The organism is Bradyrhizobium sp. CCBAU 45394 (genome assembly GCF_028128655.1).
In the GTDB taxonomy this organism is placed as follows: domain Bacteria; phylum Pseudomonadota; class Alphaproteobacteria; order Rhizobiales; family Xanthobacteraceae; genus Bradyrhizobium; species Bradyrhizobium diazoefficiens.
This window is the reverse complement of the sequence record NZ_LBIX01000004.1, coordinates 228,397-244,922: the sequence shown is the minus strand read 5'-3', so window position 1 is coordinate 244,922 and position 16,526 is coordinate 228,397. Positions and strand designations below refer to the sequence as shown.

Genomic DNA, 16,526 nt, shown 5'->3' with positions numbered 1-16,526 from the left:
CATTCGGAAGTCGAATCGACTTGTGTGATGTCTTCGTGAAATGAAAATGCCGGCCCTTGTGGCCGGCATTTTTGTTTGTGTCCCAAGGAAACGACAAGGGGATCGGCATGACCTTTATTCGCGCGCTCGCGGGCGCATGTGCCGCGGCGGCCGCATCGCTGTGCGCGTTTGTCGCACCGTCCCAGGCGCAGACCTATCCGACGCGCGGCATCACCATGATCGTGCCGTTCGCGGCCGGCGGCCCGACCGACGTGATCTCCCGCATCGTCACCGCGCACATGGCGCAGACGCTGGGGCAGAGCATCGTCATAGAGAACGTGGTCGGCGCCGGCGGAACCACCGCGACCGCGCGGGCCGCGCGCGCGGCCAATGACGGCTATACGCTGATCACGGGACATATGGGCACGCATGCCGCATCCGTGCCGCTCTATCCGAAGCTGGCCTATCATCCGGAGAAAGACTTCGAGCCGATCGCGCTGCTGGCGGGCACGCCGATCCTGATCCTGGCGCGCAAGGACTTTCCGCCGAAGGACCTGAAGGAGTTCGTCACCTACGTGAAGGCCAATGCCGAGAAGGTGAACGCGGCGCATGCCGGCGTCGGCTCGGTCTCGCACGTGTCCTGCGAGCTCTTGCACTCCATCCTCGACATCAAGCCGGTCGGCGTGCCCTTCAACGGCACCGGCCCCGCGATGAACGCGCTGGTGGCGGGGCAGGTCGACTACATGTGCGACCAGATCGTCAACGCCGTGCCACAGATCAACGCCGGCACCATCAAGGCCTATGCGATCGCAACGGCCGAGCGCAATCCGTCGCTGCCGAACGTGCCGACGACGACGGAAGCCGGCCTGCCTGCGTTCCAGGCCCAGGCCTGGAACGCGATGTTCGCACCGAAGGGAACTTCGCCGGCCATCGTGGCGAGCCTGAACGCCGCCGCCGTCAAAGCGCTCGACGACGAGACGGTGAGGAAGCGCCTGCTCGAGCTCGGCAGCGTCATCCCGGGCCCAAAGGACCGGACGCCGGAGGCGCTCGCGACCCTCGTGAAGAACGAGATCGCGAAATGGACCCCGGTGCTCAAGCCGGCCAGTTAACCAGCACAATCAAGCCGATAGGCGGGGGCGGGACGCGAGTTCCGCCCCTTGCCGTTTGCACCGGAAACGCTCACTTTTTCCGGGTATAATCGGTGCAGGCAGCGAATCGCCGCTGTCGCAGCGCGGAGGTGGCCGCTAAGTTCGCGGCCTCCCCAAAGGCACACGACACATGCACCAGTATCAGGACCTGCTCGAGCGGATTCTCTCAGACGGCGCCGAGAAGACCGACCGGACCGGCACCGGCACGCTCTCGGTGTTCGGCCATCAGATGCGCTTCAATCTGTCGGCCGGCTTCCCGATGCTGACCACCAAGCGGCTGCCGCTGAAGGCGATCGTGCACGAGCTGTTGTGGTTCCTGAAGGGCGACACCAACATCAAATATCTGCGCGACAACGGCGTCACCATCTGGGACGAGTGGGCGGACGCCAATGGCGATCTCGGCCCGGTCTATGGTCATCAGTGGCGTTCCTGGCCCGCGCCGGACGGACGCAGCATCGACCAGATCGCCAACGTCGTCGATATGATCAAGCGCAACCCGGACTCGCGCCGCCTGATCGTCTCGGCCTGGAATCCGGCCGAGGTCGACAAGATGGCGTTGCCGCCGTGCCATTGCCTGTTCCAGTTCTATGTCGCCAACGGCAAGCTGTCGTGCCAGCTCTATCAGCGCTCGGCCGACGTGTTCCTCGGCGTGCCCTTCAACATCGCCTCCTATGCGCTGCTCACCATGATGGTGGCGCAGGTCACGGACCTGAAGCCCGGCGACTTCGTGCATTCGTTCGGCGACACCCATCTCTATTCCAACCATCTGGAGCAGGCGAAGCTCCAGCTCACGCGCGCACCGCGTGCGTTGCCGGTGATGCGGATCAATCCCGACGTGAAGGACATCTTCTCCTTCCGCTTCGAGGATTTCGAGCTCGTCGGCTACGATCCGCACCCACACATCAAGGCGGAAGTCGCGGTCTGACGCAGATGTCGCTCAACATCCGCCGCGTGCGTCCTGGCGAAGCCGGGCTGGTTCTTGCCTTCATCCGTGAGCTCGCCGAATACGAAAAGCTCTCGCACGAGGTCGAGGCGACCGAGGCTGACATCGCGGACGCGCTGTTCGGCGAGCGACCGCGGCTCTATTGTGCGATCGCCGAGTGGAACGGCGAGGCGGTCGGCTTTGCGGTCTGGTTCGCCAATTTCTCCACCTTCAGCGGCCGTCACGGCATCTATCTCGAAGATCTGTATGTGCGGCCGTCGCATCGGGGCAAAGGCCTCGGCAAGGCGCTGCTGGTCTATCTCGCAAAGGAATGCGTCGAGAACGGCTGGTCGCGTCTGCAATGGGCGGTGCTCGACTGGAACGCGCCGTCGATCGCGTTCTACAAGTCGCTCGGTGCCGTCATGATGGACGACTGGACGCTGTGCCGCGTCACCGGTCCTGCGCTGACGCGGCTTGCGGGGAGCTCTGTCTGATGGAGATCGTCTTCGTCGTGGCGGTCGCGGAGAATGGCGTCATCGGCGCAGGTAACGCGATTCCATGGCGGCAGAAATCCGACATGGCGCGCTTCAAGGCGCTCACGATCGGCAAGCCCGTGATCATGGGCCGCAAGACCTTCGAATCCCTGCCCCGGCCGCTTCCGGGCCGCACCAACATCGTGATCACGCGCGATCCGGCTTATCGCGCCGCCGGTGCCGTCGTCACGACATCAGCCGTGGATGCGGAGGCGATTGCGCGCGGCGATGCCCTGCGGCGTTCGGTCACCGAGATCGCGGTGATCGGCGGCGCCGAGATCTATCGGCAATGGTTCGGTCGTGCCGATCGGCTCGAAATCACCGAAGTGCATGCGCGCCCCGACGGCGACACGCATTTCGGCATCGACAAGGCAGAATGGGAGGAGACGGCGCGCATCCGTCATCCTGCCGGACCGAACGACAGCGCCGATTACTCCTATGTGACATATCGTCGGCGGCCGCGCCATTAACCGCATTCGCCAATGTTAACATTGACTTTTCTGCCCCCGGGCTTAGCTGCAAAGACAGCCCGGGCTGCGTTGTAAGGGACCTGCCTGTCCCCTATAAAGCCGGACCGGACAAAGCGGGCAGGGGCAATTCCACCCTGCCGAGGAGAGCGTCGAATGCCGTGGAAGAATCAGGGCGGTGGCCCATGGGGCTCGGGTCCAAAGGGACCATGGGGCTCAGGCCCGCAACCGGTCGGGCCGAGGCCTCCGGATCTGGAAGACCTTCTGCGGCGCGGCCAGGACCGCCTTCAGCAGATCATGCCGGGTGGCTATTTCTCCGGCGTCGGCATCACGCTGATCATCCTGATCATCATCGCGTTCTGGCTGCTGTCGGGCTTCTTCCGCGTGCAGTCCGAGGAGCGCGGCGTCGTGCTGCGCTTCGGCAAGCATGTCCGCACCGTGGATCCGGGCCTGAACTATCATCTGCCCTATCCGATCGAGACAGTGCTGCTGCCCAAGGCGCTGCGCGTCAACACCATCTCCATCGGCATGACGCTGATCGACGATCCGGCACGGCGCGGCCGCTCCATTCGCGACGTGCCCGAAGAGAGCCTGATGCTCACCGGTGACGAGAACATCGTCGACGTCGACTTCACCGTGCTGTGGCGCATCAAGCCCGACACCGGCGGCGTCGGCGACTTCCTCTTCAACATCCAGAACCCCGAAGGCACCGTGAAGGCGGTCGCCGAGAGCGCGATGCGCGAGGTGATCGGCCGCTCGCAGATCCAGCCGATCCTCACCGGCGCGCGCAACGTCACTGAACAGGGCGTGCAGGAACTGATCCAGAAGACTCTGGACAGCTACGGCGCCGGCATTCAGATCAGCCAGGTGCAGATGCAGAAGGTCGATCCGCCGGCGCAGGTGATCGACGCCTTCCGCGACGTGCAGGCGGCACGCGCCAATCTCGAGCAGCTGCAGAACGAAGCACAGACCTACGCCAACCAGGTGGTGCCGCAGGCGCGCGGACGTGCGGCGCAGATCATGCAGGCCGCCGAAGGCTACAAGGAGCAGGCGGTTGCCGAGGCCAAGGGCCAGAGCTCGCGCTTCCTGAAGGTTTACGAGGAATACAAGAAGGCGCCCGAAGTGACGCGTGAACGGATCTATCTGGAGACGATGGAGCGCGTGCTCGGCGGCGCGGACAAGCTCGTCTATGACGGCGGCCCCTCGGGCCAGGGCGTTGTGCCCTATCTGCCGCTGGGCGAATTGACGACGAAGCGGCCGCCCGCCGCCGGTCAGCAATCGAGCGGAGGCAGCCGATGAGGTCTCCGGTCACAGGTATCGTCACCCTCCTCGGGCTCCTGCTCGTCGTGATCGTCGGCTACATGTCGCTATTCACGGTGCAGCAGACCGAGCAGACCATCGTGCTTCAGTTCGGCAAGCCCGTCGACGTCGTCACCGATCCCGGTCTGCACTTCAAGGCGCCGTGGAATTCGGTGATCAACATCGACAAGCGGATCCTCGATCTGGAGAACCCGTCGCAGGAAGCGATCGCATCCGACCAGAAGCGGCTCGTGGTCGACGCCTTCGCGCGCTACCGCATCAAGGACGCGCTGCGCTTCTATCAGAGTGTCGGCTCGATCCAGGCTGCCAACATCCAGCTCACCACGCTCCTGAACGCGGCGCTGCGCCGCGTGCTCGGCGAGGTCACCTTCATCAACGTGGTGCGCGACGACCGCGAGAAGCTGATGCTGCGTATCCGCGACCAGCTCGATCGCGAGGCCGACGGTTACGGCATCCAGGTTGTCGACGTCCGGATTCGCCGCGCCGACCTGCCGGAGCAGAACAGCCAGGCGGTCTACCAGCGCATGAAGACGGAACGCGAGCGGGAAGCCGCCGAGTTCCGGGCGCAGGGCGGCCAGAAGGCGCAGGAGATCCGCTCCAAGGCCGACCGCGAGGCGACCGTGATCGAGGCGGAAGCCAGATCGCTGGCTGAGCAGACCCGCGGCGTCGGCGACGCCGAGCGCAACCGCCTGTTTGCGGAAGCCTACGGCAAGGATGCTGACTTCTTCGCCTTCTACCGGTCGATGACGGCCTATGAGAACGGGCTGAAGTCGAACGACACCCGCTTCCTGCTGCGGCCGGACTCGGATTTCTTCCGGTTCTTTGGTAACCCGTCCGGCAAGGCGGCGACCGCGACGCCGGCAAAGCCGTAAGCTAGACAAGGGCGGCGGCAGGTCTGGCCGCCCTTCGTCCAGACAAGAACAGCACCACGGGAGGTTCCAATCCGATGAGGTCCATTGCGTTCGCCGACTTCCTCATCGGCTTAGGCATCCTGTTCGTGCTGGAAGGCTTGATGTTCGCGGCGAGTCCGAACTGGATGCGCAAGGCCATGAAGAGCGCCATCGCCACGCCGGACAACGTCCTGCGGGCGGTCGGGATCGGTTCGGCCGTGGTCGGCCTGATCCTGATCTGGGTGATGCGGCGTCCGATTTAGGCCTCGCGCCAACGCCAAAGTGAAGGCAAGGGACCGGTTTTCGCCGTATTATCCGGGTCTTGAGGCCCGTGAAGCTCCGCGCTTGCGCCGTCCCCCCGTTCGAGCGCAGTCTTGACGCCGAATCCCTTTTTCTGGAGATCACAATGACCGCTGCCATCATTGCCCCGTCCCGCTTGCGCCATCGTGCGCGACTTGGCGTGAGAATTGGGCTGGCCGCGCTCGCCGTCAGTGCTTTCGGCGCGTTCGGCACGCCAGCTCAGGCGCGCGGACCGGAGGGCATCGCCGACGTCGCCGAGAAGGTGATCGACGCGGTCGTCAACATTTCGACCTCGCAGACCGTCGAAGCCAAGGGCGGCGGCAGTAACACCATGCCGCAACTGCCGCCCGGCTCGCCCTTCGAGGAGTTCTTCGACGACTTCTTCAAGAACCGCAGGGGTCCCGGCGGCCCCGGTGGCGGCAAGGGCGGCGACAACGGCCCGCCCCGCAAGACCAACTCGCTCGGCTCCGGCTTCATCATCGACACATCAGGCGTCGTCGTCACCAACAACCACGTCATTGCGGATGCCGACGAGATCAACGTCATCCTCAACGACGGCACCAAGATCAAGGCCGAGCTGGTCGGCGTCGACAAGAAGACCGACCTGGCCGTGTTGAAGTTCAAGCCGACGAAGCCGCTGGTCGCGGTGAAGTTCGGCGATTCCGACAAGCTGCGTCTCGGCGACTGGGTGGTCGCGATCGGCAACCCGTTCAGCTTGGGCGGCACGGTGACGGCCGGCATCGTCTCGGCCAAGAACCGCGACATCTCCTCGGGTCCCTATGACAGCTACATCCAGACCGACGCCGCCATCAACCGCGGCAATTCCGGCGGTCCGCTGTTCAATCTCGATGGCGACGTCATCGGCGTCAACACGCTGATCATCTCGCCCTCCGGCGGCTCGATCGGCATCGGCTTCGCCGTGCCGTCGAAGACGGTCATGGGCGTCGTCGACCAGCTCCGCCAGTTCGGCGAATTGCGCCGCGGCTGGCTGGGGGTGCGCATCCAGAGCGTCACCGATGAGATTGCCGAGAGCCTCAACATCAAGCCGCCGCGCGGCGCGCTGGTTGCCGGCGTCGACGACAAGGGCCCGGCCAAGCCGGCCGGCATCGAGCCCGGCGACGTCGTCGTCAAGTTTGACGGCAAGGACGTCAAGGACCCGAAGGATCTCTCCCGCGTCGTCGCCGACACAGCGGTCGGCAAGGAGGTCGACGTCATCATCATCCGCAAAGGCCAGGAGGAGACCAAGAAGGTCACGCTCGGCCGCCTCCAGGATCCCGACAAAGTGCAGGCCGCGGTGAAGACCGACGAGCCCGCGCCCGAGAAGCCGGTGACGCAGAAGGCGCTCGGCCTCGATCTCGCCGTGCTGAACAAGGACCTGCGCACGCGCTACAAGATCAAGGACAGCGTCAAGGGCGTGGTCGTCACCAATGTCGACGCCAATTCCGACGCCGCCGAGAAGCGCCTGTCCGCCGGCGACGTCATCGTCGAGGTGGCACAGGAGGTCGTCTCCAGCGGCGCCGACATCCAGAAGCGGGTCGACCAGCTCAAGAAGGACGGCAAGAAGTCGGTGCTGCTGCTGGTCTCCAACGCCGACGGCGAGCTGCGGTTCGTGGCGCTGAGCGTGCAGTAAGGGGCGATACGCCCCGCACTCAACTGTCATGCCCCCGCGAAGGCGGGGCATCCAGTACGCCGCGGCCTCTCGGTTCTAGCCGCACTGTCTCTGGAACACTGGATTGCCCGCCTTCGCGGGCGATAACAGCGGGGAGGAGGCTACCCCTCCACAAACTCCTCGCGCCGATACCCCTGCGCATAGAGCAGCGCGGTGAGATCGCCGTGGTCGATCTTTGCAGCAGCCGCAGCGGCCACCGCCGGCTTGGCATGATAGGCCACGCCCAGTCCCGCCGCCTGGATCATCGCCAGATCGTTGGCGCCGTCGCCGACCACGACCGAGTCGACGTCGTCGAGATCGAACGACTCCATCAGATCCACCAGCGTCGCGAGCTTGGCGGCGCGGCCCAGGATCGGCTCCTTGACCTCGCCGGTGAACTTGCCGTCGCGCACGATCAGCTCGTTGGCGCGGTTCTCCTGGAAACCGATCCTGGCGGCGACCGCGCTCGTGAACAGCGTGAAGCCGCCGGAGACGAGGCAGGTATAGGCGCCGTGCGCCCGCATGGTCGCGACCAGTGTGCGGCCGCCCGGCGTCAGCGTGATGCGCTTTTCCAGCACCTCGTCGACGACACTGGCGGGAAGGTCCTTCAGAAGCGCAACGCGCTCGCGCAGCGCCGGCTCGAACTCGATCTCGCCGCGCATTGCGCGTTCGGTGATGGCGGCGACATGGGCCTTCATCCCGACGAGATCTGCGAGCTCGTCGATGCATTCCTGGCCGATCATGGTGGAATCCATGTCGGCGAGAAAAAGCTTCTTGCGCCGGACGCCGGCTGGCTGCACGACGATGTCGATCGGCAGGTCGCCGCGAAGCTCGCGCAACCGCTGTTCGATGGCGTGACGGTCGCCTTCGAGGTTACTGTCGGCGCCGAAGGGAATATCGACCGCAACCCCGTCGAACAGCCAGTGCGCGGGCGCCGCCTGAGGCAGCACGGCGCGGGCGCCGTCGACGATGGTAGAGTCGAGCGCGGGACTATCGGGATTGCAGATCAGCGTGGCGACCAGGGACATTTGAGGTTTTCGTGAGCGAGGGGCAAGTCGGCAGAAGGCCTATTGGCAAGGCCGTGCTTATCGCAGGCCCGACCGCCAGCGGCAAGTCGGCGCTGGCGCTCGAGCTGGCGCTCGCCGCCGGCGGCGTCGTCATTAATGCCGATTCCATGCAGGTCTACCGCGACCTGCGCATCATCACGGCGCGCCCCACACGGGCAGACGAGGCGCTCGTGCCGCATCACCTCTACGGCCATGTCGATGCCGCCGTGAATTTCTCGGCCGGTGCCTGGGTGAGCGATGCAGCCAAGGCGCTCGAAGGGGCGCGAGCCGAAGGCCGCCTGCCGATCTTCATCGGCGGCACCGGACTTTATTTCAAGGCGCTGACCGCGGGCCTCTCTGTGGTGCCGCCGATCCCTGCCGAGGTGCGCGAAGACGTGCGCGCGCGGCTGGAGCGGAACGGCGTCGAGGCGCTGCATGCGGAACTCGCGGCCCGCGATCCGCGTGCGGCCGGGCGATTGAACCTGCGTGACCGCACGCGGATCGCGCGCGCGCTCGAAGTGATCGAGGCGACCGGGCGCTCGCTGCTGGACTGGCATCAGGAGGGCCAGCCGCCGCTGTTGCCCAGGGACAGTTTTCACGCGGTATTTCTCGCCCCCGGGCGCGACGAGCTCTATGCCCGCATCGATGCCCGCTTCGACGCCATGCTCGGCGCCGGCGCCTTGAGGGAGGTCGAGCGCCTCGCCGCCCGGCAGCTCGATCCGCTGCTGCCGGCGATGAAGGCCCATGGCGTGCCGGCCCTGATCCGGCATTTGCGCGGTGAACTCAGCCTGGACGAGGCGGCCACGATCGGCCGCGCCGACACCCGCCATTACGCCAAACGGCAATTCACCTGGTTCCGGCACCAATTGCCGGAGTTCGAATGGGTGAAGCCGGAGGAGGCGAGGGGCTGGCTCGCGGCGATCGCGAATGCGGCGCAGGACGAGGGTTGAGGCCTCCTATGCGCTGTCATTCCGGGGCTTGCAAAGCGAGAACCCGGAATCTCGGGATTCCGGGTCTGGTCCTGCGGACCATCCCGGAATGACGGCGTAGGCGACGTGCTTTTGCGCCGGGTTCCCCGAATTTACCTCTCGCCGAACCCCGGGAACACCGCTACACTGCCAAAATCGCGCTGGGACGGCCGCATCGCCTTGACATCCAAGCTTTGGCCGCTATGTTTCGCGCAACCTTTGGGAAGCCGGGCGCCTGCCATGCGTAACATTATTACCAAACTCCTTATCGCCGTCGTACCCAGGCACACCGCCGGGGATGGCTAGCTGCCATCCACATGACAGGCGGTGTGCATGGGCCCTCTTCGGGGCCTTTTTTATTTCCCGAACCCGACACGAATGAAGCCGCTGGCAACAGCGCATCCGGAGCAAGCCAATGAGCGACAAGAGCCACGATCCGAACCAGATGACCGGCGCCGCGATGATCGTTCGCGCGCTCATCGATCACGGCGTGACCGACATCTTCGGCTATCCCGGCGGCGCGGTGCTTCCGATCTATGACGAGATCTTCCAGCAGAGCGAGGTCCAGCACATCCTGGTCCGGCACGAGCAGGGCGCGGGCCACGCGGCCGAGGGCTATGCGCGCTCGACCGGCAAGCCGGGCGTTGCGCTGGTGACCTCCGGTCCCGGCGCCACCAACATGGTGACGCCGCTGACCGACGCGCTGATGGACTCGATCCCGCTGGTCTGCATCTCCGGCCAGGTGCCGACGCATCTGATCGGCAACGATGCGTTCCAGGAATGCGACACGGTCGGCATCACGCGTCCCTGCACCAAGCACAACTGGCTGGTGCGCGACGTCAACGACCTTGCAAAGGTCCTGCACGAGGCGTTCTACGTTGCGACCACGGGCCGTCCGGGCCCGGTGCTGGTCGACGTGCCCAAGGACGTGCAGTTCGCGACCGGCACCTATCATCCGCCGCGCAAGTCCGACGTTCACCGCTCCTACGCGCCGCGCGTGAAGGGCGATGCGACGCAGATCCGCAAGGCCGTCTCGCTGCTCGCGAACGCCAAGCGTCCCGTGATCTACACCGGCGGCGGCGTGATCAATTCCGGCCCGGAGGCGACCAAGCTGCTGCGCGAGCTGGTCGAGGTCACCGGCTTTCCGATCACCTCGACGCTGATGGGCCTCGGCGCGTATCCGGCGTCGGGCAAGAACTGGCTTGGCATGCTCGGCATGCACGGCACCTATGAGGCCAACATGACGATGCATGATTGCGACGTCATGCTGTGCGTCGGCGCGCGCTTCGACGACCGCATCACCGGCCGTGTCGACGCGTTCTCGCCGGGCTCGAAGAAGATCCACATCGACATCGACCCGTCCTCGATCAACAAGAACATCCGTGTCGACGTGCCGATCATCGGCGATTGCGGCAACATCCTCGGCGACATCCTCCAGGTGTTCAAGGCGGAGGCGAAGAAGCCGGACGTCAAGGCGTGGTGGCAGCAGATCGCGCAGTGGCGCGCCCGCAACTCGCTCTATTACAAGAAGAGCAACGACATCATCCTGCCGCAGCACGCGATCCAGAGCCTGTTCGAGGCGACGCGCGGCCGGGATACCTACATCACGACCGAGGTCGGCCAGCACCAGATGTGGGCGGCGCAGTTCTACGGCTTCGAGGAGCCGCATCGCTGGATGACGTCGGGTGGGCTCGGCACCATGGGCTACGGCCTGCCCGCCGCGGTCGGCGTGCAGGTGGCGCACCCGGACAGCCTCGTCATCGACATCGCAGGCGATGCCTCGGTGCAGATGACGATCCAGGAGATGTCGACGGCGGTCCAGTACGAGCTGCCGATCAAGATCTTCATCCTGAACAACCAGTACATGGGCATGGTGCGGCAGTGGCAGCAGCTGCTGCACGGCAACCGCCTGTCGCATTCCTACTCGGAGGCGCTGCCGGATTTCGTCAAGCTCGCGGAAGCCTATGGCGGCGTCGGCATCCAGGTCCACAAGCCTTCAGATCTCGACGGCGCCATCCAGGAGATGATCTCGGTCAAGCGCCCGGTGCTGTTCGACTGCCGCGTCGCTGCGCTCGAAAACTGCTTCCCGATGATCCCCTCCGGCAAGGCGCACAACGAGATGCTGTTGCCGGAGCAGGCGAACGACGAGGCCACGGCCAAGGCGTTCGCGGGCGGCAAGGCGCTGGTGTGACGTCATGTTCGACCTGAAGGAGCTCGAGCGCGCACATGCGATCGTGGGGCAGGCGGTGCCGGCGACGCCGGCGCATGCCTGGCCGCTGCTCGCCGAGCGGCTGGGCACGCGCGTCGTCGTCAAGCACGAGAACCACACGCCGATCGGGGCCTTCAAGGTGCGCGGCGGGCTGGTGTATCTCGAACGGCTGAAGCGCGAGCGGCCGAACATTCCGGGCATCATCTCGGCGACGCGCGGCAATCACGGCCAGAGCCTGGCGTTCGCGGCGAGCCGCCACGGCGTGCCTGCGGTGATCTATGTGCCGCGCGGCAACTCGGTCGAGAAGAACCGGGCGATGAAGGCCTTTGGCGCCGAACTCGTCGAGCATGGCGAGGATTTTCAAGCGGCCGCCGAGGAGGCGCAACGGCGCGCCCAATTTACCGGCCTGCACATGGTGCCGTCGTTCCATCCGGATCTCGTGCTCGGCGTCGCCACCTATGCGCTCGAACTGTTCCGGACGGCGCCAGATCTCGATGTTCTCTATGTGCCGATCGGGCAGGGCTCCGGCATCTCCGGCTGCATCATGGCACGCGACCTCCTGGGCCTGAAGACCGAGATCGTCGGCGTGCAGTCGACCGAAGCGCCGTCCTATGCGCTGTCGTTCGCGGCCGGCAAGATCGTGACGACGAAGACCAGCAACACGCTGGCCGACGGCATGGCAACGCGCATTCCCGACGCAGACGCGTTCGCGCTGATCCGGAAGGGCGCCTCGCGCATCGTGCAGGTCACCGACGACGAGGTCGCCGCCGCGATCCGCGCCTACTGGACTGATACGCACAATCTCGCCGAAGGCGCCGGTGCCGCCGCGCTCGCCGCGGCGCTTCGGGAAAAGACAAAACTGTCAGGCAAGCGCGTCGGTCTCGTGCTGTCCGGCGGCAATATCGATTTCGACCTGTTCCGCAGTTGGATCGGGGCAGAGGCGCCAGCGATGGCGTGACGGAGAGACAAGAGGGGACGACAATGAACCAGCCCGCATCCGCCTATTTCATCGAGGATCGCCACGATCCCAACGAGACGCATACGCTTTCGGTGCTCGTGCAGAACGAGCCCGGCGTGCTCGCGCGCGTCATCGGCCTGTTCTCCGGGCGCGGCTACAACATCGAGAGCCTCACGGTCTCGGAGACCGAGGCGCAGAAGCATCTGTCGCGCATCACCATCGTCACCACGGGCACGCCGATGGTGATCGAGCAGATCAAGCACCAGCTCGACCGCATGATCCCGGTCTACCGCGTTGTCGACATGACCCAGACCAAGCGCTCGATCGAGCGCGAGCTGGCGATGGTGAAGGTGCGCGGGCAGGGCGAGCACCGGGTCGAGGCGCTGCGGCTGGCGGATGCGTTCCGCGCCCGCGTGATCGACGCCACCACCGAGAGCTTTGTGTTCGAGATCACAGGCAATACGGACAAGATCAATCAATATATCGACCTGATGCGCCCGCTCGGCCTTGTCGAGGTGTCGCGCACGGGCGTTGCCGCGATCGGCCGCGGGCCTGAAGGGATGTGAACCATGCTGGCGCGCGACTGGTACTACAACGAGCGGAACCGGATGGGCATCGAGCCCGCGGTGGCGTCGATCTACGACAGCCACGACGATGCCGATCTGCGGGCGCGCGCCGCCCTGAAAATGCTCGGTGTCCAGCGCGGCTGGCGCATCGCCGACATCGGCTGCGGCAACGGCGTGCTCGCCACCGAAGCTGCGCTGATGGGCGCCGAGGTCGATGCCATCGACATCTCGCCGGCGATGCTGGCGCTCGCCGAGATCTATGCCCGGGACCGCAAGGCGCCCGTGCGCACGCAGTCGGCCGGCCTGCTCAGCTTCGCCTACCGGCCGGAATCCTACGATCTGATCGTCAGCGAGTTCACGCTGCATCATCTGCCGGATTTCTGGAAGGTGGTGGCGATGTCGCGGATCTTCCGCGCGCTGAAGCCGGGGGCGAGCTTCTATCTGCGCGACATCGTCTATGCCTCGATGCCCGACGCGGTCGAGCGCGACGTCGAGCAGTGGGCAGAATTCCAGATCAAGAACCACGATTTCTCGCGCGAGGGCGTGGTCACGCATATGCGCGACGAATATTCCACCTTCGGCTGGGTGATGGAGCGGATGCTGTCCGATGTCGGCTTCACGCTGGTCTCGGCCGACTATCACGCGCCGATGCACGGCACTTATCTGCTGCGGAAACCCAATCCTTCCACGTAAAGGCCGGCGAGCAAGGCTAGACCAGAACAAGAAACAGGGCTGCACGACAGGGCAGAACCGGAAACAACAATGAAGCCGGCCGACATCCTCATCGCCCTCCTGGTGGCGATCATCTGGGGGCTTGCCTTCGTGGCGAGCCGGATCGCGCTCGACGAGTTTTCGCCGGAACTGATGACGGCGATGCGCTTCATTATTGCTGCGGTGCCGTGCCTGTTCATTCCCAAGCCGAAGGTCGCATGGTCGCTGCTGATCGCGATCAGCTTCACGCTGTTTCTCGGCCAGTTCCTGAGCCAGGCCTATGGCATCGCCCATGGCGTGCCGGTCGGGCTGACCAGTGTCGTCGTGCAGAGCCAGGCGCTGTTCACGATCGGCTTCGCCGCGATCGCCTTCGGCGAGCGGCCGACACAAGTGCAGACGCTCGGCATCGTCATCGCCGCAGCGGGCCTGCTGATGATCTGCGGCACCGTCGGCTACGATTTCAGCGTTGCCGCCTTTGCGGTGCTGATGATCTCGCCGATCAGCTTTGCCATCGGCAATCTGCTGCTGCGCGGCGCTCGCGGCGTGCCGATGTTCGATCTGTTCGCCTGGCTGTGCGTCGCCTCGGCCGTGCCGCTGTTCGTGCTAGCGCTGATCGCCAACGGGCCGGCGTCGACCTGGACGTCGCTGACGCACATGTCCCTGACATCGGCGCTCTGCATGCTGATGCTCGGCGGCATTTCCACCAGCATCGCCTATTGGCTGTGGGGCCGCCTCTTGCGCGACTATCCCGCGGCCCAGGTGGTGCCATTCGCGCTGCTGGTGCCGTTCGTCGGCTCCGCCGCCTCCAGCATCGTGTTCGGCGAACGGTTCGGCCCGCTGCGCCTCGCCGGCATGCTGACCGTGATCGGCGGTATCGCCGTGATGGTGCTGGCGAGGCGTCCGCAAATCCTGCCGAAGACGGCGTGAGGTGAATATGGCCTACTCGCTCTTCTATGCCTTCCTCGCCTTCATGGTGGTGATGTACTTCACCCCCGGGCCGAATAACATCATGCTGCTGGCGTCGGGCCTGACCTATGGCTTCCGCCGCACCATCCCGCACATCGTCGGCATCGTCATCGGCTTTGCCTTCATGGTCGCCACCGTCGGCGTCGGGCTCGGCACCGTGTTCCTGGCCTATCCGATCCTCCAGACCATTCTGAAATATGCCGGGGCGGTCTACCTGATCTATCTCGCCGCCGTGATCGCCATGTCCGGCCCGACCAAGCCGGGCGAGGAAGATGGCCGCGGCCCAATGACCTTCTGGGGCGCGGCCATGTTCCAATGGATCAACGCCAAGGGCTGGGTGATCGTGATCGGCACCATCACCGCCTATGCGGCGATTGCCCGGTTTCCCATCAACATCGTAATCCAGACCCTGATCAGCCTGCTCGTCGGCACGGTCTCGACCGTGGTCTGGGCGCTGTTCGGCACTGCATTGCGGCCGATCCTGACCTCCGAGCGGCTGGTCCGCGCCTTCAATATCCTGATGGCGATCCTGCTGCTGGCCTCCCTCTACCCCGTTTTCATGGATGCATGATGTCGCGGATTTCCATGCAGAAACGGGTTTCCCTCAGGGCTGAAAATGCTCTAGACAGCCCCCGAAATCCGCAAATTTCACCCTTCGGACACTGACCATCGGCCGATTTCGGCCCTGAACGAGGAAACGACCTATGCGTGTTTATTACGATCGCGACGCCGACCTGAACCTGATCAAGGGCAAGAAGGTCGCCATCGTCGGCTACGGCAGCCAGGGCCACGCCCATGCGCTCAACCTGAAGGATTCCGGCGTCAAGGAAGTCGCCATTGCGCTGCGCAAGGACTCGAGCTCGGTTAAGAAGGCGGAAGCTGCCGGCTTCAAGGTGATGGATGTCGCCGAAGCCGCCAAATGGGCCGACCTCGTCATGATGCTGACCCCGGACGAACTCCAGGGCGATATCTATCGCGAGCACCTGCACGACAACATGAAGAAGGGCGCCGCCCTCGTGTTCGCCCACGGCCTCAACGTCCACTTCAACCTGCTCGACCCGCGCGCCGACCTCGACGTGCTGATGATCGCGCCGAAGGGCCCCGGCCACACTGTGCGCTCGGAGTATCAGCGCGGCGGCGGCGTGCCCTGCCTGATTGCGATCGCCAAGGATGTCTCGGGCAACGCCCACGACCTCGGCCTGTCCTACGCCTCTGCGGTCGGCGGTGGCCGCGCCGGCATCATCGAGACCACCTTCAAGGAAGAGTGCGAGACCGACCTGTTCGGCGAGCAGGTCGTGCTCTGCGGCGGCCTGGTCGAGCTGATCAAGGGCGGCTACGAGACCCTGGTCGAAGCCGGCTACGCCCCGGAGATGGCCTATTTCGAGTGCCTGCACGAAGTGAAGCTGATCGTCGACCTGATCTATGAAGGCGGCATCGCCAACATGAACTACTCGATCTCCAACACCGCCGAGTATGGCGAGTACGTCACGGGTCCGCGCATCGTCACCGCCGAGACCAAGGCCGAGATGAAGCGCGTTCTCGCCGACATCCAGGGCGGCAAGTTCGCCCGCGACTGGATGCTCGAGAACAAGGTCAACCAGACCTCGTTCAAGGCGACCCGCGCCAAGCTCGCCGCGCATCCGATCGAGGAAGTCGGCGCGAAACTCCGCGACATGATGCCCTGGATCAAGAAGGGCGCGCTGGTCGACAAGAGCAAGAACTAAGCACCGTCATTCCGGGGGGCGTGACGAAGTCGCGCCCCCCGGAACTCGATCCATATTCACCAGCTTCCGGGGTCTGCATGGAGCAGTCCCGGTCTGAAGCGGCCAGGTGATGTCCGCCTCGCGCCGGTGTGATCTCGCTGATCGTGCGCGCCGCTCCCCCCGCGCGGCGCG

General features: G+C 65.1%; 17 protein-coding genes. 16 read left to right on the top strand and 1 reads right to left on the bottom strand.

Translation table 11 applies throughout. The annotated features are described in order from the left end of the window. The first annotated feature begins 107 nt into the window (after positions 1 to 107). From WN73_RS01915 to WN73_RS01880, 8 genes are all read left to right on the top strand, one after another. A complete protein-coding gene (locus WN73_RS01915; protein WP_161533742.1) occupies positions 108 to 1,088 on the top strand; it encodes a tripartite tricarboxylate transporter substrate binding protein BugD in 981 nt (326 codons plus the stop codon). A 169-nt stretch (positions 1,089 to 1,257) separates the two neighbouring features. Then, positions 1,258 to 2,052: a thymidylate synthase gene (locus WN73_RS01910; protein ID WP_060908560.1), complete on the top strand. Its 795-nt coding sequence runs from the start codon at positions 1,258 to 1,260 to the stop codon at positions 2,050 to 2,052. 5 nt (positions 2,053 to 2,057) lie between these two features. After that, entirely contained in the window at positions 2,058 to 2,543 is a 486-nt protein-coding gene (locus WN73_RS01905) for a GNAT family N-acetyltransferase (RefSeq protein WP_011089251.1), read from the top strand. Next, positions 2,543 to 3,052: a dihydrofolate reductase gene (locus WN73_RS01900; RefSeq protein ID WP_011089250.1), complete on the top strand. Its 510-nt coding sequence runs from the start codon at positions 2,543 to 2,545 to the stop codon at positions 3,050 to 3,052. The genes WN73_RS01905 and WN73_RS01900 overlap by 1 nt, the downstream gene beginning before the upstream one ends. Positions 3,053 to 3,205: 153 nt before the next feature. Further along, a complete protein-coding gene (hflK, locus tag WN73_RS01895; RefSeq protein WP_011089249.1) occupies positions 3,206 to 4,348 on the top strand; it encodes an FtsH protease activity modulator HflK in 1,143 nt (380 codons plus the stop codon). Continuing rightward, positions 4,345 to 5,241, top strand: coding sequence for a protease modulator HflC (hflC, locus tag WN73_RS01890; protein WP_011089248.1), 897 nt, complete (start codon positions 4,345 to 4,347; stop codon positions 5,239 to 5,241). Before hflK ends, hflC begins: the two co-directional genes overlap by 4 nt. Before the next feature lie 74 nt (positions 5,242 to 5,315). Further along, positions 5,316 to 5,522, top strand: coding sequence for a DUF2065 domain-containing protein (locus WN73_RS01885; protein ID WP_011089247.1), 207 nt, complete (start codon positions 5,316 to 5,318; stop codon positions 5,520 to 5,522). Positions 5,523 to 5,665: 143 nt separating this feature from the next. Beyond that, a complete protein-coding gene (locus WN73_RS01880) occupies positions 5,666 to 7,189 on the top strand; it encodes a Do family serine endopeptidase (protein ID WP_011089246.1) in 1,524 nt (507 codons plus the stop codon). Positions 7,190 to 7,329: 140 nt separating this feature from the next. Here WN73_RS01880 and serB read toward each other — a convergent pair whose 3' ends face one another. Continuing rightward, a complete protein-coding gene (serB, locus tag WN73_RS01875) occupies positions 7,330 to 8,235 on the bottom strand; it encodes a phosphoserine phosphatase SerB (protein ID WP_060908559.1) in 906 nt (301 codons plus the stop codon). Between the two features lie 11 nt (positions 8,236 to 8,246). Here serB and miaA point away from each other — a divergent pair, with 11 nt between their 5' ends. The 8 genes from miaA (at position 8,247) to ilvC (ending at position 16,355) form a co-directional block, all read left to right on the top strand. Continuing rightward, positions 8,247 to 9,203 carry a tRNA (adenosine(37)-N6)-dimethylallyltransferase MiaA gene (gene miaA, locus WN73_RS01870; RefSeq protein WP_271551293.1) on the top strand — a complete coding sequence of 319 codons (957 nt, stop codon included), beginning with the start codon at positions 8,247 to 8,249 and terminating at the stop codon, positions 9,201 to 9,203. 433 nt (positions 9,204 to 9,636) lie between these two features. After that, positions 9,637 to 11,412: an acetolactate synthase 3 large subunit gene (locus WN73_RS01865; RefSeq protein WP_271551292.1), complete on the top strand. Its 1,776-nt coding sequence runs from the start codon at positions 9,637 to 9,639 to the stop codon at positions 11,410 to 11,412. Between the two features lie 4 nt (positions 11,413 to 11,416). Continuing rightward, complete coding sequence (locus tag WN73_RS01860; protein ID WP_271551291.1) at positions 11,417 to 12,388, top strand: threonine dehydratase; 972 nt, start codon at positions 11,417 to 11,419, stop codon at positions 12,386 to 12,388. 23 nt (positions 12,389 to 12,411) lie between these two features. Beyond that, complete coding sequence (gene ilvN / locus WN73_RS01855) at positions 12,412 to 12,954, top strand: acetolactate synthase small subunit (RefSeq protein ID WP_011089241.1); 543 nt, start codon at positions 12,412 to 12,414, stop codon at positions 12,952 to 12,954. Positions 12,955 to 12,957: 3 nt separating this feature from the next. Beyond that, on the top strand, positions 12,958 to 13,647 hold the full coding sequence (locus WN73_RS01850; RefSeq protein ID WP_011089240.1) for a class I SAM-dependent methyltransferase: 690 nt from the start codon (positions 12,958 to 12,960) through the stop codon (positions 13,645 to 13,647). 69 nt (positions 13,648 to 13,716) lie between these two features. Further along, positions 13,717 to 14,592, top strand: coding sequence for an EamA family transporter (locus WN73_RS01845; RefSeq protein WP_011089239.1), 876 nt, complete (start codon positions 13,717 to 13,719; stop codon positions 14,590 to 14,592). Positions 14,593 to 14,599: 7 nt separating this feature from the next. Further along, on the top strand, positions 14,600 to 15,202 hold the full coding sequence (locus tag WN73_RS01840) for a LysE family translocator (RefSeq protein ID WP_028176170.1): 603 nt from the start codon (positions 14,600 to 14,602) through the stop codon (positions 15,200 to 15,202). 133 nt (positions 15,203 to 15,335) lie between these two features. After that, a complete protein-coding gene (gene ilvC, locus WN73_RS01835; protein ID WP_011089237.1) occupies positions 15,336 to 16,355 on the top strand; it encodes a ketol-acid reductoisomerase in 1,020 nt (339 codons plus the stop codon). Positions 16,356 to 16,526 lie beyond the last annotated feature (171 nt).

Bases quoted from the DNA above. Each gene is read 5' to 3' on its own strand.
- WN73_RS01900 (WP_011089250.1), top strand. From the start codon at position 2,543: ATGGAGATCGTCTTCGTCGTGGCGGTCGCGGAGAATGGCGTCATCGGC.
- WN73_RS01850 (WP_011089240.1), top strand. From the start codon at position 12,958: ATGCTGGCGCGCGACTGGTACTACAACGAGCGGAACCGGATGGGCATC.
- WN73_RS01905 (WP_011089251.1), top strand. From the start codon at position 2,058: ATGTCGCTCAACATCCGCCGCGTGCGTCCTGGCGAAGCCGGGCTGGTT.
- ilvN (WP_011089241.1), top strand. From the start codon at position 12,412: ATGAACCAGCCCGCATCCGCCTATTTCATCGAGGATCGCCACGATCCC.
- hflC (WP_011089248.1), top strand. From the start codon at position 4,345: ATGAGGTCTCCGGTCACAGGTATCGTCACCCTCCTCGGGCTCCTGCTC.
- WN73_RS01910 (WP_060908560.1), top strand. From the start codon at position 1,258: ATGCACCAGTATCAGGACCTGCTCGAGCGGATTCTCTCAGACGGCGCC.
- WN73_RS01845 (WP_011089239.1), top strand. From the start codon at position 13,717: ATGAAGCCGGCCGACATCCTCATCGCCCTCCTGGTGGCGATCATCTGG.
- WN73_RS01840 (WP_028176170.1), top strand. From the start codon at position 14,600: ATGGCCTACTCGCTCTTCTATGCCTTCCTCGCCTTCATGGTGGTGATG.
- WN73_RS01885 (WP_011089247.1), top strand. From the start codon at position 5,316: ATGAGGTCCATTGCGTTCGCCGACTTCCTCATCGGCTTAGGCATCCTG.
- serB (WP_060908559.1), bottom strand. From the start codon at position 8,235: ATGTCCCTGGTCGCCACGCTGATCTGCAATCCCGATAGTCCCGCGCTC.
- ilvC (WP_011089237.1), top strand. From the start codon at position 15,336: ATGCGTGTTTATTACGATCGCGACGCCGACCTGAACCTGATCAAGGGC.
- WN73_RS01915 (WP_161533742.1), top strand. From the start codon at position 108: ATGACCTTTATTCGCGCGCTCGCGGGCGCATGTGCCGCGGCGGCCGCA.
- WN73_RS01860 (WP_271551291.1), top strand. From the start codon at position 11,417: ATGTTCGACCTGAAGGAGCTCGAGCGCGCACATGCGATCGTGGGGCAG.
- WN73_RS01880 (WP_011089246.1), top strand. From the start codon at position 5,666: ATGACCGCTGCCATCATTGCCCCGTCCCGCTTGCGCCATCGTGCGCGA.
- hflK (WP_011089249.1), top strand. From the start codon at position 3,206: ATGCCGTGGAAGAATCAGGGCGGTGGCCCATGGGGCTCGGGTCCAAAG.
- WN73_RS01865 (WP_271551292.1), top strand. From the start codon at position 9,637: ATGAGCGACAAGAGCCACGATCCGAACCAGATGACCGGCGCCGCGATG.